This is a genomic window from Pseudomonas putida (assembly GCF_050989985.1).
GTDB classification, from domain to species: Bacteria; Pseudomonadota; Gammaproteobacteria; order Pseudomonadales; family Pseudomonadaceae; genus Aquipseudomonas; species Aquipseudomonas putida_AI.
Map to the genome: position 1 here is coordinate 2,479,072 of NZ_CP158815.1, position 13,854 is coordinate 2,492,925.

Genomic DNA, 13,854 nt, shown 5'->3' on the forward strand with positions numbered 1-13,854 from the left:
AGAAACACGTCCATGAACCATGCCTTCCCAGCGCTTTCACGTCTGGCTGTCTGCATTGCAGCGAGCACTGTTTTCAACCCGGCGTGCGCCGATATTTTCCAGGACAGCAAAGCCAACCTGGAGCTGCGCAACTACTACTTCAATCGCGATTTTCGCCAGTCTGGCGTGGCTCAGAGCAAGGCCGAGGAGTGGGCGCAGGGTCTGATCCTGCGGGTTGAGTCGGGCTACACCGAGGGCTTGGTCGGTGTTGGTTTCGATGCCATTGGCCTGGTGGGTTTCAAGCTCGATTCAGCGCCGGATCGCACCGGCACCGGCCTGCTCAACACCGCGCGCGGACCGGGCGGGCGCGCCGAGGACGAGTACGGCGCACTCGGTGTCACCGGCAAGCTGCGCATGGCCAAGAGCACCCTGAAAGCCGGGACCCTGCTGCCGAAAATCCCGGTGGTGATGGCCAACGATTCGCGCCTGCTGCCGCAAACCTTTCGCGGTGCCTGGCTCAACAGCGCCGACATCGACAACCTGTCCCTGGACCTCGGCCGCCTCGACCAGACCAAATTGCGCAATTCTTCCGACAACGAAGACATGACCGTCTACAACGGCGTGGCGCGCAACATCCGCCTCGGCCGCCACAGCACCAGCGACCGCTTCGACTTCGCCGGGGCGACCTGGCGCTGGACGCCGTCGCTGACCACGGCCTACCACTACGGCGAACTCGACGGCATCTACCGCCAGCACTACCTGACCCTCAACCACAAATGGACGATCAGCGAAGGCCACACCCTCAATTCCGACCTGCGCTGGGCCCGCAGCCTCGCTGACGGTGGCAGCAACGTCGACAACTCGGCGTTGGGCGCGATGTTCACCTACAGCGCCAGCGGTCACTCGCTGGGGCTGGGTTATCAGCGCATGAGTGGCGACACCGGTTTTGCCAACATCAATGGCACCGATGGTTACCTGGTGAACCTGGTTCAGATCAATGATTTCGGTAATCAGGATGAGCGTTCGTGGCAGGCGCGCTATGACTACAACTTTGCCGCGCGGGGCATTCCGGGGCTGACCTTTATGACGCGATATCTGTCGGGCGACGATGTGACCGTGCGCACTCGCACCTCTCAGGGCAAGGAGTGGGAACGGGATTCGGAGTTGGGCTACGTGATCCAGAGCGGGCCGTTGAAGAACCTCGGGGTGAAGTGGAAGAACGCCAGTGCGCGGAGCAATTTTTCCAGTGATATTGATGAGAATCGGTTGATCGTGACCTATTCGCTGGCGCTGTGGTAATCCGTTTAACCCCTGTGGGAGCGAGCTTGCTCGCGATGGGGGCGTGTCAGTCGACATTGGCGTTGTCTGGCACACCGCCATCGCGAGCAGGCTCGCTCCTACAGTGGATGGCGGTGTTTTGGGGATGTAAAAAAGGCGCAGCCACGGCTGCGCCTGTGGGTGAATCGGAGCGCTTCAGAGCCGAATGATCACCGACTTCAACTGCGTGTAATGCGACAGCGCATCCACCCCTTGCTCGCGCCCGTACCCACTCTGCTTGAACCCGCCGCACGGCGTTTGCACGAAGCCGCCGCTGTATTCGTTGACCACGATCCGACCCGCCTCAAGCTGCGCGGCGACGCGGTGGACGCGGCCGATGTCGCGGCTCCAGATTCCGGCGCCCAGGCCGAATTCGCTGTCGTTGGCGATGCGCAGGGCGTCGGCTTCGTTCTTGAACGGGATCACGCAGAGGATGGGGCCGAAGATTTCTTCCCGGGCCAGGGTCATGTCGTTGGTCACGCCGGTGTAGACCGTCGGTTCGATGTACCAGCCGTTTTCGAAGCCGGGCAGGCTTGCGACCTTGCCGCCGATGGCCGGGGTCAGGCCTTCGCGTTCGGCGATGGCGAAGTAGCTCTGGATTTTCTCGAACTGCGCCTGGGTGGTTATGGGGCCGGAGGTGGCGTCATCCTGCGGGCCGACGCGCAGTTGGCCAACCTCGGCCACCAGCTTGTCGACGAAGCGCTCGTAGATCGATTCCTGCACCAGCAAGCGCGTGCCCGCCGCGCACCACTGGCCGCTGTTCCAGGTGAAGGCCAGGGTCGCGCCCTTGGCGGCGGCGTCGAGGTCGGCGTCGTCGAAGACGATGTTGGCCGACTTGCCGCCCAGTTCCAGGGTCAGCGGCAGGATGCGATCCGCCGCGATGTGCCCCAGTTCCTGGCCTGCACGAATGCCGCCGGTGAAGGAGATTTTGCGGATGTGCGGGTTATGCGCCATGGCCGGGCCGATCACGCTGCCCTTGCCGACGATCACGTTGAACACCCCCGGTGGAATGCCGGCCTCGATGGCCAGGCGTGCCAGTTCCACCAGCGAGGCTGAGGTGTGCTCGGAGGGTTTGGCGACCACGGTGTTGCCGGTGGCCAGGGCCGGGGCGATGGCGCGGGCGGCCTGATGCAGCGGGGCGTTCCACGGCAGGATCACGCCGATCACACCGAATGGATCGCGACGGGTGTACACGTGGTAATTGGGGCCCTGGTTGATCACTTCACCGTCCATGACATTGACGATGCCACCGTAGAACTCGAAGTACTGCGCGGTCAGGTCCATCAGGGTTGCCATCTCGCGGCCGGGCTTGCCGGTTTCGGCGCGCTCCAGGGCGCCGAGGGTGGCCTCGCTTGCGCGAATCAGCCGGCCGAAATCGTTGAGGATGCGCCCGCGCAAGGCCGGGCGCATGTCGCGCCAGGCCGGCAATGCGCTGGCGGCGCTGTCGATGGCGATGGCGACGTCGGCCGGGCCGCTGTTGGCCACTTCGTTGAGTTTTTCGCCGGTGCGCGGGTCGAGCTTGTCGACGTATTGGCCGTCCAGGGGCGGCGTGATGCGGCCGTCGATGAAGCTGTTGGTTCTGTCAAACATTGCCGGTTCTCCTCGTGAAGCTCTTTTTGTTTATGCGTTAGGCGCGGCATGGGGGAGGTGGTGGGCAGCCCCATGATTGCCTGCCATTACCGCTGCTCGCGCACAACCCTTCAACCGAGTTTTAAAGGGCCGTGCCTTGAGAAAATCTCAAGGCAGTGGCTTGAGGTTTAGTCAATCGAACCGTCCTGAAAACTCGCTACACGAAACCCTGGCAACGCCGGATATTGCTCCCGTAGCAACGCTGAGGCCGCGTCCAAAGGTCAACAATAATAGCGCCCACGGGAGTCTTGAAAATGAGCAACTACAACACGGTGGACGGTCAATTGCCGTCGTCATCCACTGCCACTGCACCTGTGCAAACCGAAAGTCGAACACTCACCGGCGCCGAGAAAAAAGCCATAGTCGCCGCCACCCTCGGCACCATCGTCGAGTACACCGACTGGGTGATCTACGCGACGTTTTCCTCGATTCTGGCCAAGCAGTTTTTCCCCGCCGGCGACGGCGTCACCGCGCTGCTGTCGGTGCTGGCGGTGTTCGCTGTCGGCTTCATCATGCGCCCCATCGGCGGCGCGGTGCTGGGGCAACTGGCGGACCGTTATGGCCGCAAGAAAGGCCTGACCCTGTCTATCCTGCTGATGTCGGTGGCCTCGCTGGTGATCGGCATCTGCCCCAACTACGAAAGCATCGGCATTGCCGCGCCGATCATCCTGGTGATTGCCCGGCTGGTTCAGGGCTTCTCGGCGGGCGGCGAGTTCGGCTCGGCGTCGGCGTTCCTCATTGAATCGGCACCACCGCATCGCCGGGCGTTCGCCGGGTCGTGGCAGTGGTTTGCGATCAATGCCGGCACGCTGGTGTCGTTCCTGCTCGGCTTTGCCCTGGCGTCGATGGGCAGCGACACCGCGCTGTACGACTGGGGCTGGCGCGTGGCGTTCGTGATCGCGGCGCTGATGGGCGTGATCACCCTGTGGATTCGCCTGTCGGTGCGCGAGACCGAAATCTTCAAGGCGAAGATTGCCAGCCACGGCAAGAAGCGTCCGATTCGCGAACTGCTGTTCAGCCATCGTCGCGATGCCATGCGGGTGATCGGCATCGCCATGGCCGGCAACCTGCTCAACTACGTGTGGATGGTCAGCTACCCCAATCAGGTGCACCTGATCACCGGTATGTCGATCCGCGACACCTTGCTGGCCGGGGTGGTTTCAGTCGGTGTCTCGCTGGTGCTGCTGCCGTTCGCCGGCAAACTGGCGGACCGGGTGGGGCGGCGTCCGGTGCTGATCGGCTTTGCGATTGCCTCGATCCTGTGGGCCTGGCCGAGCTTCGGCTTGTTGCACACCGGCATCAGCCTGCTGGAGGTGACGCTGATCCAGACCGTGTCGATGGTGATCATGACCGGCTTCGGCGCCGCCTCGGCGGTGACCATGGCCGAGCAGTTCCCGGCCGAGGTGCGCGTCACCGGGATTGCCTTGCCCTATGCCTTGTCGGTGACCCTGTTCGGCGGCACCGCGCCGTACCTGATGGCGGCGATGGCGGGCTGGGGGTATGGCGGGTTGTTCTGGGTTTACCTGGTGGTGATCAGTGCGATCAGCCTGGTGGTTTATCTGCGGATGCCGGAGACGCGGGGGCAGGTGTTGCGCTGAACCTGTAGGAGCGAGCCTGCTCGCGATGGCAGCGTGTCAGGCGGCATCATTTTCGCCTGTCAGACCGTCATCGCGAGCAGGCTCGCTCCCACAGGGGACGGTGGTGATGTTATGAGCTGCGCACCGGCTCAACTTTGCCGTGGGCTGAAGCCCGGCCCGCCCGCGACACACTCAACCCCAGCAAACCACCGAGCACCAGCGCCCCCGCCATGAAGTACATGGCCACCTGGGTACTGCCGGTCATTTGCGTCAGCCAGCCCACCACGATGGTGCTGAAGAACCCCGCGACGTTGCCCAGCGAGTTGATCAGCGCGATCCCCGCCGCAGCGGCCGCGCCGCCGACCACGGCGGTGGGCATGCCCCAGAACACCGGCAGGCTGCTGATCATCGCGGCGGTGCCAATGGTCAGGCCGAGCATGGCCAACACTCGTAGTGCTGAATTCAGATGCAGGCATCTCTTTGCGAGATGGGTGTGAAAAGCAAAAGATCGCAGCCCGCGGCAGCTCCTACACTGGATTGGCGCGTTCCTCTTGTGTAGGAGCTGTCGAGCGCAGCGAGGCTGCGATCTTTTGATCCTAAACACCAACATCAAAAGATCGCAGCCTTCGGTAGCTCCTACATTTGCGGCGATAAGACCTCAAGGGGCTCAAGTCCTGCTTATTATGTCTTGGACGGTCGGATCGTCACGCCCTAGGATTCGCTCAACGGTCACTCCTGACCCCCTTCAAATGTATCGCGGCAGTTCACGGTGTAGATCTGGGCACCTCTGTCGAACATGGGAGCTTGAATATGAAGATCGATCTGACTGGAAAACTGGCCATTGTCACCGGCAGTACGGACGGCATTGGACTGGGCATCAGCAAGGCGCTGGCCGAATCCGGCGCCACGGTGGTGGTGATCGGCCGTGACACGGCCAAGGTCGAGCAGGCGCTGGCGAGCATTCGCCAGAGCGTGCCGGGTGGGCAATTGCGCGGTTTGACGGCTGATCTGGGCACTGCTGAAGGTGCGGAAAAACTGTTCGCCGCCGAGCCACGGGCCGACATCCTGGTGAACAACCTGGGGATCTACGCCGCGGTTGATTTCTTTGATACCCCCGACAGCGAGTGGACGCGGTTCTATGAGATCAACGTGATCTCCGGTGTGCGCCTGTCCCGGCATTACGTGCCGGACATGGTCAAGCAAGGCTGGGGCCGGGTGATTTTCCTGTCTTCGGAATCCGGGATCGCGATCCCGGTCGACATGCTCAACTATGGCGTGACCAAAAGCGCCAACCTGGCGGTGTCCCATGGCCTGGCCAAGCGCCTGGCGGGTACCGGGGTGACGGTCAATGCGATCCTGCCCGGTCCGACCCTCACCGGCGGTGTGGAGGAAATGCTCAAGGATGCCGTCGCTGCCTCTGGCCGCAGCGTTCGCGAAGAAGCCGATGCCTTTGTACGCAACGCCCGGCCGAGCTCGATCATCCAGCGGGTGGCAGAGGTCGAGGAAGTAGCGAACCTGGTCGCCTATATCGCTTCACCGCTGTCCTCGGCCACCACCGGCGCCGCCCTGCGGGTCGACGGCGGTGTCGTCGACAGCCTGGCCATCTGAATTTCATTGATCCGGAGAGTATTTTTTCATGGCAACTACCTCAGCATTCATCGACATCCCGGCTTCGGCCGATCAGGTCTGGCAATTGATCGGCGGCTTCGACTCGCTGCCTGACTGGCTGCCCTTCATTCCCAAAAGCGAGCTGAGCGAAGGCGGACGTGTGCGCAGCCTGCAAACGGCGGACGGTGGAGTTGTGATCGAGCGCCTGCAAAAGTTTGATCACGATGCAAAGACCTACAGCTACTCGATCCTGCAGGCGCCGTTCCCGGCCACTGCTTACCTGGCGACGATCAAGGTCGAAGCCCAGGGGCAGGGTGCCCGGGTCACCTGGTCCGGTCAGTTCGAGCCTGTGGGTGTGAGCGACGCGGAAGTGGTGGCGTTGTTTACCGGGATTTATCAGGGTGGGCTGGAGGCGCTTCGGGCTAATTACCCGGCGTGACACAGCACCACCAACCCTTGTAGGAGCGAGCCTGCTCGCGATGGCGGTTTGACTGGCGAACAGAATGTCGCCTGACACGCCGCCATCGCGAGCAGGCTCGCTCCTACAAGGGGTTAGTCGTTGTAGTTGAAGTAGTGTCAGGTCTGCGGGATCAGGCTCTCTTCACAATCGAGTACCAGCCGCGCGCCTCCCAGTTCGCTGCTGCCCACCTCCAGCTTGAATCCGTGCAGGCTGACGATCGCCGCGACGATCGACAGCCCGAGGCCGAAACCGCTTTTGAGGTTGCCCGCTTCGGCGCGATAGAAACGCTGGAACACCGCCACCCGTTCCGCCTCGGGAATGCCCGGGCCGGAGTCGAGGACTTCGATGCGGGTATGACCGTTGTCATTGCGCCCGCGCAAGATCACCTGGCCGCCGGGCGGGGTGAATTTGATCGAGTTGCTCAGCAGGTTCGCCACCGCTTCGAACAACAGTGCCCGGTCGCCATTGAGCGATGGCAAGGTCTGCGGCAATTGCAGCTCAAACGTCAGGCCGTCGTCCTCCGCCAGCGGCAGGTAGAACTCATGCAACTCCTGCAGCAGCGACACCGGGTCGAGTTGCACAAAGCCGGAACGGCGCTGGCGGTCCTCCAGCTCGGAAATGCGCAGCAGCCCGCGAAACCGCGCCATCAGCGTGTCGGCTTCGGCCAGTACCAGGTCCAGCTGCGCCGCCTCCGTCGAGCCTTCGCCGGCCTGTTGCTGCATGCGATACAACTGCGCGCGCAAGCGGGTCAGCGGAGTGCGCAAGTCATGGGCGATGTTGTCGCACACCCCCTTGACCTCGTGCATCAGGCGCTCGATGCGTTCGAGCATGGCGTTGACGATGGCGGCGAGCATGTCCAGTTCATCGCGACGGTTGGACAGCGGCAGCCGCCGGGTGAGGTCGCCGGCGACAATGGCTTCGGCGCTGGCCTGGATCCCGCGGATGCGGCGCAACGGCCGGCGGCGCAACAGGTGCCAGCCGATAATGCCCGGGAGGATGGTCAGGGTCATGCCCCAGAACAACGCGTGGAGGATGATCCGGGTCACGGCGAACAGCGAACCGTTGTCCCGCACCAGCACCAGCCAGCGCCCGTCCCGGGTCTGGGTGGCCACGGCATCACAGCTGTCGGAAGGCAGGGTCGGGTCGTCGTAGCCGGCGCAGTCGCTGAGCATGTGGATCTTGCCGTCCAGCGGCAGGCCTTCGGGAATGTGACGCAGGTCGCCGTTGAGGTAACGGTGGTGGGCATCGAACAGGCCATAGGCGTCGATGCCGCGGATGTCGAAAGTCATGCTGACGGCGAGGGCGTCCACCAGTTGTTCGCCGGAAAAGCGCGAGAACAGATGCTGACGTTGCATCAGCGAATGTTTGGCCAGGTTGTCCAGGTAGGAGGACACCTCGTAATACATGACCCCCATGAGAATGCCGCTCCAGGCCACGAAGAGCGCACTGTACAGCGCCAGCAGTCGACTGCTGGAAGAGCGCCAGCCTTTAGACGGGTTCGGCAATGACATAACCCGAGCCTCGCACGGTTCGAATCAATGGGACATTGCCAGGTGGGTCGATTTTCTTGCGCAGGCGGCCGATGTGTACGTCGATGAGATTAGTGCCCGGATCGAAGTGATAGCCCCAGACTTCTTCGAAAATCATCATCCGCGAGAGGATCTGCCCGGTGTTGCGCATCAAAAATTCCAGCAGTTTGTATTCGGTGGGCAGCAGCGTGAGCATCTGGCCGTCGCGGCTGGCTTCATGGCTGATCAGGTTCAGCTCCAGATCGGCGACCCGCAGGGTGGTGGCCTGGGCGGTCCCGGTGTTCTGCCGGCGCAGCAGCACTTCCACCCGGGCGGCCATTTCATCGGTAGCGAAAGGTTTGGTCAGGTAATCGTCGCCGCCGGCACGCAAGCCACGCACGCGCTCATCGACGTCGGAGAGGGCGCTGATCATCAGGATGGGCGTCGCCACCCCCATGCTGCGCAGCGTGGTGACGATCGCCAGGCCATCGAGTTCAGGCAGCATGCGGTCGAGAGTGATCAAGTCGTAGTTGCCGCTGACCGCACGCTCCAGTCCCTCGCGCCCGTTGTCGACCCAGTCGACGTCGAGGCCGTGGTTGCTCAATTCGGCGACAATTTCCCGGGCGGTCACGGCGTCGTCTTCGATGGTCAAGATACGGGTCATGGGGCTGGCCTGATAATCGGTTCAAAACGGAGTGAGGGGTATTTTGCCAAGAATTGTTCGCCGCTTAATAAATTAACTTTCATGTTGTTTCAGCACTGGCCGGGAACATTGATATCATTGAGCCATTAATTCAACCGGAAGCTGCATTGTGCGCACTTTAACCCGCCGTGGCTGGATGCCGATTGTTCTGCTGTTGTTGTGTGTTGTGAGCTCTTCGAGTTGGGCTGCCAACACACCCTGTTCAGGTAAAAAGGGTGGGATCGATCGCTGTGACGGTGACCTGTTCTTATGTAACGACGGCTCGATCAGTGGTTCGAAGAAAAGTTGCTCGGCGATGTTCGGCAACAAAAGCCAGGCCCGTCCTCAATCCTTCGTACAGGATAGCGACGGTTGCAGCTGCGGGACCGGTTCGTTTTGCACGGGGCCGCGAGGCGGGGTGTATTGCCTGACGCCCAGTGGCAATAAAAGCTACAAGCGTAAATAGCTTTTTCTGTAGTGCATAAAACCCGTCGAGCTTGCCCCATCGTTGCATATTGCATGGACACGGGAAGTTCAAACTTTCTAACTGGCTGACATACAAGGATTTATTCAAAAGACGCGACTGGCACGGTGGCTGCAACGGCTGATTCGAGAGTTGTAACACCATATTTACTGCCTGGAGCGACATAACAATGAATACATCCAATGCGGGTTTCTATGCCGCCACCGTGGAGGAATCGACCACGGTCTCTGGCGTATCGTGGGGGGCGATTTTTGCCGGGGCTGCGGCTGCGGCGGCTTTGTCGCTGATACTGGTGCTGCTGGGGTTCGGCCTCGGATTTTCCGCGGTATCGCCCTGGGCCAATGAAGGTGTGAGCGCCAAGGGACTGGGGATTACGACGATTGTCTGGCTGGCCTTCACGCAAATTGTCGCGTCCGGGCTCGGTGGCTACATCGCCGGCCGGTTGCGGGTGAAATGGACCTACATGCATGGCGACGAAGTCTACTTTCGTGACACCGCCCACGGCTTTCTCGCCTGGTGCGTCGCCACGCTGGTGACGGCCACGCTGGTGGCCGGTTCGGTCAGCACTGTGGTCAGCGGTGGCATCCAGGCCGGGGCGCAGGTCGCCGGCGGTGCCGCCAGTGCCATGACCCAGGTTGCGGGTACCGCGGCTGCCAAAACCGACAGCGATCAGTACGGTTACTACATCGATAGCCTGTTTCGCGATGATCGCCCGGTCGCCGCCAGTGACGATGCGGCCCGGGCCACCGTGACGCGCATCTTTGCCCGCTCCATCGCCGATGGCCAGTTGGCTGCCGAGGACCGTACCTGGCTTGCACAACTGGTGGCGCAGCGGACCAACCTGACCCAGGCCGATGCCGAGCGTCGCGTGGATGAAGTCTATGCCCGCACGCAAAAAGCCGTGGCCGACGCCAAACAGGCTGCACAGGAAACCGCCGACGCTGCCGCCAAAATCGCTGCCTGGACCACCTTGTGGATGTTCGTCGCACTGCTGGCCGGCGCGTTCTTCGCCAGCTTCGCCGCGACTTTCGGCGGTCGCCGCCGGGATGCCGTGGTGTATCTGGAAACCGACAGCTACGTCACTACCACACCCGTTCGCTAACCCAGGAGAAGCATCATGCGCTCATTACTGCTGTTCTTTCTCGGCGTACCGATCCCGATCATTATCCTGATCGCCTTGTTCATGCATTGATTGGCTAAAGGCAAAAAGATCGCAGCCTGCCGCAGGCTGCGATCTTCTGTTTTTGATTTTTCTGATCAATCAACCGGCGTACTGATGAACACCTCAAGCCCCTCGGCATATTCGGTGAACGCCGCGATGTTCGGAAACTTCGCGCTCGAAACCTGATCCGGCACCACCAGATTGGTGAAGCTCCAGGCCACGGCCAGGGTGATGCCGGCCTGGTCGATGGGGCCGTCGGTGTTCAGCGGCTGCGTTTCCAGTTCCCTTTCCAGCGCGTTGTAAGCAGCGGCCAATTGTCCCTCGACCCTTTCGACCCACGGCGCAAACTGGATCTCCGTCGGGCGCAGGTTGCGCTCGTAATAAAGCTGCACCGATTTTTCGCAGGCCGCCAGGGCCAGGCCAATCAGGCGCAAGGTGCGCAGGCGTTGTTCGGTTGCCGTAGGCATCAGGCTGCGATCGGGACCGGCCAGCGTTTCCAGGTAGTCGATGATCAGGGTGGAATCCATCAACACTTCGCCGTCGTCCAGCACCAGGGTGGGGGCCTTGACCACGGGGTTGATCTGCTGGAACTGCTCGAATGTCCTGAATACCGACACCGAATGCTGCTCCAGTTCGATGCCCAGGCGTTTTGCGGAAATGGCGACGCGTCGTACAAAAGGCGAGTCCAGCATGCCGATCAGCTTCATTTATTCGTTCCTTGAGTTAGCCATGACGGGAGCGACAACCTTAGCCGAGGCTGCGCGGCCTGCAAACGGCTCTCTGCTGCCCAGCCGTTTGTCTTCTATATAGCTCCGCTGAATTGAATTTCTTGCTATAAACGCACTCCGATATCCGCCTGGATGCCTGTCATAGCGCATTTTCGAGGCCTTGTCGGACAAATTCGCTGTCTTTTCAGTTGCTGAGGCCTCAAGTCGGCCTTAGACTGCCGGCCCTCGTAAATTGAGTGCCGGGTGGCGCTTGGAACAAACGGCGCCTTCGCGATGGCCTGACCAGGTCCGTCGGAACGCTCCCTAATTCGCCTTAATGCACGTTTTTTTATAGAGATATCAATGACAAAGGACAAGTTGCTGGCCATGCCGGCGGATGACTACATGAATGCCGAGCAACATGCTTTTTTCTCCGAGCTGTTGCAGAGCATGAAAGTCGAAACCCATGAGCGCATCGAGCAGAACCGCATCGCCATCGAGAGCCTGGACACTCCGGCCGACCCGGCAGACGCGGCTTCCGTCGAAGAAGAGCGCACCTGGCTGGTAAACGCAATCGACCGCGACCAGCGCATGTTGCCTCAGCTGGAACAAGCTCTGGAACGTATCAAAGAAGACAGCTTTGGCTGGTGCGACGACAGCGGTGAGCCTATTGGCCTCAAGCGCCTGCTGATCAGCCCGACCACCAAATACTGCATCGAAGCTCAAGAACGTCACGAGCAAATCGACAAGCACCAGCGTCAGGCCTGATTCTGCGAGGCAGCCCATTGAATGGGCTGCCTTGAAAAGATCGCAGCCTTCGGCAGCTACTACAGGTATATGCGTACCCGTGTAGGAGCTGCCGAAGGCTGCGATCTTTGCTTTTTGACGTCTGTACGAACCCAAGGTGTCTGATTGATCTGCCGCAATACCCGCGACTAAAGGCTCATGGATAATGGCTTTTTAGTGGCGTCTAATGCGAACACAACAATTAGAAGATTCTTGGGGTGAGGACGATGACGAGAGAAGGTTCTCTGTTGGCGCAAGTGCCTGCACGCGCACTTTTGCCAAGCAATCGCTGGCTGACACCGACACTGCAAAGCATTGCCCTGATGCTGTTGCTGTGTGGCATGAGCCTTGGAAGCTGGTCGTTGTATGTCGGCCTGCCGCTGGCCGTGCTGATTGTCTGGTTGCCGCGCCTGCGCTCGCGCGCTACCCCCCAACCCGTTGCTGTCGATACCGGCGACGCCATCGCCGCGTTGACTCGCGAGCTTTCCCACACCACCAGTCATAACGCGCTGTCCGCCGCGGGCGTGGCCTTTTCGGTCAGGCAACTGGCTGACAGGTTGCAATCGCAGCTCGGCGCCGCGGCACAAATCGTCAGCAACGCCGAAGTGATGATCGCCACCGAACAGGCCACCTCGACCCTCAGTCGCCAGGCGTTGGGCGCGGCGAGCGAGGCGCATCAGAGCGGCGCGGCGGGACGTACCGAGCTGGTCGAATCAATCGCACGCATGCATCAACTCAGCGAGCGGGCCAATGGCAGTCGCGAGCTGATCGAAGCCTTGAGCCTGCGCAGCGACGATATCCAGCGCGTGACCCTGGTGATCCAGTCCATCGCCAGCCAGACCAACCTGTTGGCCTTGAACGCGGCGATTGAAGCGGCGCGGGCCGGGGAGCACGGTCGGGGCTTTGCCGTGGTGGCCGATGAGGTTCGCGGGCTGGCCGCGCGCACCGCGACCGCGACCGGCGAAGTCGGGGAGATGGTGGCGGATATCCGGCAGCGCACCGCGCAAGTGGTGGAGCAGATCCGCCAGCTGTCCAGCGACCTCGACACCGGTGTCGAGCAGGTGGAACACACCGGTCAGCATTTGGAAAACATCGCTCGCCTGGCGGCCAGTGTCGAAGGTCAGGTCGGGGAAATCGCCCAGGGTGCCGAGACCAATCGCGAGCAGCTGGACAGCCTGTTCCACGCCATCGAGCAGATGCGCAGCGACCTGTCCGTCAGCGATCAGCAGACCCGGCGCCTGGCCGATGCGGCGGCGCAGATGGAAGGCCAGGCCGAAACCATTAGCGAGCGCCTGGCACAAGTCGGGTTGGATGACTATCACCAGCGGATCTACGACCTGGCCCGAGAGGGCGCAGGCCAGATTGCCGCTCGTTTCGAAGCGGACATCGACGCCGGGCGCATCAGCATGGATGACCTGTTCGACCGCAATTACCAGGCGATCGCCGGCACTCAGCCGATCAAGTACCAGACGCGTTTCGACGGCTACACCGACCAGGTCCTGCCGGCAATCCAGGAACCGTTGCTGCCGCGCCATGAAGGCTTGGTCTTCGCCATTGCCTGCACCCAGCAAGGTTATGTGCCGACCCACAACAAGGTATTCAGCCAGCCGCTGACCGGAGACGTGCAGAGTGATACCGTCCACAACCGCACCAAACGCAAGTTCGCCGACCGTACCGGGATTCGCTGCGGCAGCCATCAGCAACCGGTACTGCTGCAAACCTACACCCGCGATACCGGTGAGCTGATGCATGACCTTTCCGTGCCGATCATGCTCAAGGGGCGGCATTGGGGGGGATTGCGGTTGGGCTACAAGCCGCAAAGCTCCCTGTAGGAGCGAGCCTGCTCGCGATGGTCGTCAATGATGACGCGGGGTGCCTGAAACTCCGCGGTGTTCCCGGTTTCATCGCGAGCAGGCTCGCTCCCACAGAAAGCGAACGATTGTTACGATTTTGGA

General features: G+C 61.5%; 13 protein-coding genes. 8 read left to right on the forward strand and 5 right to left on the reverse strand.

Annotation, left to right across the window (positions count from 1 at the left end; genetic code table 11):
- Positions 1 to 12: 12 nt before the first annotated feature.
- Complete coding sequence (locus ABTV29_RS11485) at positions 13 to 1,278, forward strand: OprD family porin (protein WP_433770271.1); 1,266 nt, start codon at positions 13 to 15, stop codon at positions 1,276 to 1,278.
- A 174-nt stretch (positions 1,279 to 1,452) separates the two neighbouring features.
- Here the strand turns inward: ABTV29_RS11485 and ABTV29_RS11490 are convergent, their stop codons facing one another.
- A complete protein-coding gene (locus ABTV29_RS11490) occupies positions 1,453 to 2,886 on the reverse strand; it encodes an aldehyde dehydrogenase family protein (protein ID WP_433770273.1) in 1,434 nt (477 codons plus the stop codon).
- A gap of 293 nt (positions 2,887 to 3,179) precedes the next feature.
- On the opposite strand from ABTV29_RS11490, the gene ABTV29_RS11495 reads away from it, so the two are divergent.
- The gene (locus ABTV29_RS11495; RefSeq protein ID WP_433770275.1) at positions 3,180 to 4,523 is read left to right on the forward strand and encodes an MFS transporter; all 1,344 of its coding nucleotides are present in this window, start codon (positions 3,180 to 3,182) and stop codon (positions 4,521 to 4,523) included.
- A gap of 109 nt (positions 4,524 to 4,632) precedes the next feature.
- On the opposite strand, the gene ABTV29_RS11500 is transcribed toward ABTV29_RS11495, so the two are convergent.
- Positions 4,633 to 4,941: a hypothetical protein gene (locus ABTV29_RS11500; RefSeq protein WP_433770277.1), complete on the reverse strand. Its 309-nt coding sequence runs from the start codon at positions 4,939 to 4,941 to the stop codon at positions 4,633 to 4,635.
- A gap of 371 nt (positions 4,942 to 5,312) precedes the next feature.
- On the opposite strand from ABTV29_RS11500, the gene ABTV29_RS11505 reads away from it, so the two are divergent.
- Positions 5,313 to 6,110 carry an SDR family NAD(P)-dependent oxidoreductase gene (locus tag ABTV29_RS11505; protein ID WP_433770278.1) on the forward strand — a complete coding sequence of 266 codons (798 nt, stop codon included), beginning with the start codon at positions 5,313 to 5,315 and terminating at the stop codon, positions 6,108 to 6,110.
- Between the two features lie 28 nt (positions 6,111 to 6,138).
- Complete coding sequence (locus ABTV29_RS11510; RefSeq protein ID WP_433770280.1) at positions 6,139 to 6,549, forward strand: SRPBCC family protein; 411 nt, start codon at positions 6,139 to 6,141, stop codon at positions 6,547 to 6,549.
- Between the two features lie 137 nt (positions 6,550 to 6,686).
- On the opposite strand, the gene ABTV29_RS11515 is transcribed toward ABTV29_RS11510, so the two are convergent.
- The gene (locus tag ABTV29_RS11515) at positions 6,687 to 8,081 is read right to left on the reverse strand and encodes a sensor histidine kinase (protein ID WP_433770282.1); all 1,395 of its coding nucleotides are present in this window, start codon (positions 8,079 to 8,081) and stop codon (positions 6,687 to 6,689) included.
- A complete protein-coding gene (locus tag ABTV29_RS11520) occupies positions 8,059 to 8,742 on the reverse strand; it encodes a response regulator transcription factor (RefSeq protein ID WP_433770283.1) in 684 nt (227 codons plus the stop codon). Before ABTV29_RS11520 ends, ABTV29_RS11515 begins: the two co-directional genes overlap by 23 nt.
- A gap of 175 nt (positions 8,743 to 8,917) precedes the next feature.
- Here ABTV29_RS11520 and ABTV29_RS11525 point away from each other — a divergent pair, with 175 nt between their 5' ends.
- Together ABTV29_RS11525 and ABTV29_RS11530 are read left to right on the forward strand one after the other, a co-directional pair.
- Positions 8,918 to 9,226 carry a hypothetical protein gene (locus ABTV29_RS11525; protein ID WP_433771837.1) on the forward strand — a complete coding sequence of 103 codons (309 nt, stop codon included), beginning with the start codon at positions 8,918 to 8,920 and terminating at the stop codon, positions 9,224 to 9,226.
- 187 nt (positions 9,227 to 9,413) lie between these two features.
- Entirely contained in the window at positions 9,414 to 10,346 is a 933-nt protein-coding gene (locus ABTV29_RS11530; protein ID WP_433770285.1) for a hypothetical protein, read from the forward strand.
- A gap of 155 nt (positions 10,347 to 10,501) precedes the next feature.
- Here the strand turns inward: ABTV29_RS11530 and ABTV29_RS11535 are convergent, their stop codons facing one another.
- Positions 10,502 to 11,113, reverse strand: a complete 612-nt coding sequence (locus ABTV29_RS11535) for a glutathione S-transferase (RefSeq protein WP_433770286.1) — start codon at positions 11,111 to 11,113, stop codon at positions 10,502 to 10,504.
- 363 nt (positions 11,114 to 11,476) lie between these two features.
- Between ABTV29_RS11535 and ABTV29_RS11540 the strand changes: the two genes are divergently transcribed.
- Together ABTV29_RS11540 and ABTV29_RS11545 are read left to right on the forward strand one after the other, a co-directional pair.
- Positions 11,477 to 11,881: a TraR/DksA family transcriptional regulator gene (locus tag ABTV29_RS11540; protein ID WP_433770288.1), complete on the forward strand. Its 405-nt coding sequence runs from the start codon at positions 11,477 to 11,479 to the stop codon at positions 11,879 to 11,881.
- Between the two features lie 626 nt (positions 11,882 to 12,507).
- Positions 12,508 to 13,731 carry a methyl-accepting chemotaxis protein gene (locus tag ABTV29_RS11545; RefSeq protein ID WP_433771839.1) on the forward strand — a complete coding sequence of 408 codons (1,224 nt, stop codon included), beginning with the start codon at positions 12,508 to 12,510 and terminating at the stop codon, positions 13,729 to 13,731.
- The last annotated feature ends 123 nt before the right edge of the window (positions 13,732 to 13,854 follow it).

Bases quoted from the DNA above. Each gene is read 5' to 3' on its own strand.
- ABTV29_RS11525 (WP_433771837.1), top strand. From the start codon at position 8,918: ATGCCGATTGTTCTGCTGTTGTTGTGTGTTGTGAGCTCTTCGAGTTGG.
- ABTV29_RS11490 (WP_433770273.1), bottom strand. From the start codon at position 2,886: ATGTTTGACAGAACCAACAGCTTCATCGACGGCCGCATCACGCCGCCC.
- ABTV29_RS11505 (WP_433770278.1), top strand. From the start codon at position 5,313: ATGAAGATCGATCTGACTGGAAAACTGGCCATTGTCACCGGCAGTACG.
- ABTV29_RS11520 (WP_433770283.1), bottom strand. From the start codon at position 8,742: ATGACCCGTATCTTGACCATCGAAGACGACGCCGTGACCGCCCGGGAA.
- ABTV29_RS11540 (WP_433770288.1), top strand. From the start codon at position 11,477: ATGACAAAGGACAAGTTGCTGGCCATGCCGGCGGATGACTACATGAAT.
- ABTV29_RS11495 (WP_433770275.1), top strand. From the start codon at position 3,180: ATGAGCAACTACAACACGGTGGACGGTCAATTGCCGTCGTCATCCACT.
- ABTV29_RS11500 (WP_433770277.1), bottom strand. From the start codon at position 4,941: ATGCTCGGCCTGACCATTGGCACCGCCGCGATGATCAGCAGCCTGCCG.
- ABTV29_RS11530 (WP_433770285.1), top strand. From the start codon at position 9,414: ATGAATACATCCAATGCGGGTTTCTATGCCGCCACCGTGGAGGAATCG.
- ABTV29_RS11515 (WP_433770282.1), bottom strand. From the start codon at position 8,081: ATGTCATTGCCGAACCCGTCTAAAGGCTGGCGCTCTTCCAGCAGTCGA.
- ABTV29_RS11535 (WP_433770286.1), bottom strand. From the start codon at position 11,113: ATGAAGCTGATCGGCATGCTGGACTCGCCTTTTGTACGACGCGTCGCC.
- ABTV29_RS11545 (WP_433771839.1), top strand. From the start codon at position 12,508: ATGATCGCCACCGAACAGGCCACCTCGACCCTCAGTCGCCAGGCGTTG.
- ABTV29_RS11510 (WP_433770280.1), top strand. From the start codon at position 6,139: ATGGCAACTACCTCAGCATTCATCGACATCCCGGCTTCGGCCGATCAG.
- ABTV29_RS11485 (WP_433770271.1), top strand. From the start codon at position 13: ATGAACCATGCCTTCCCAGCGCTTTCACGTCTGGCTGTCTGCATTGCA.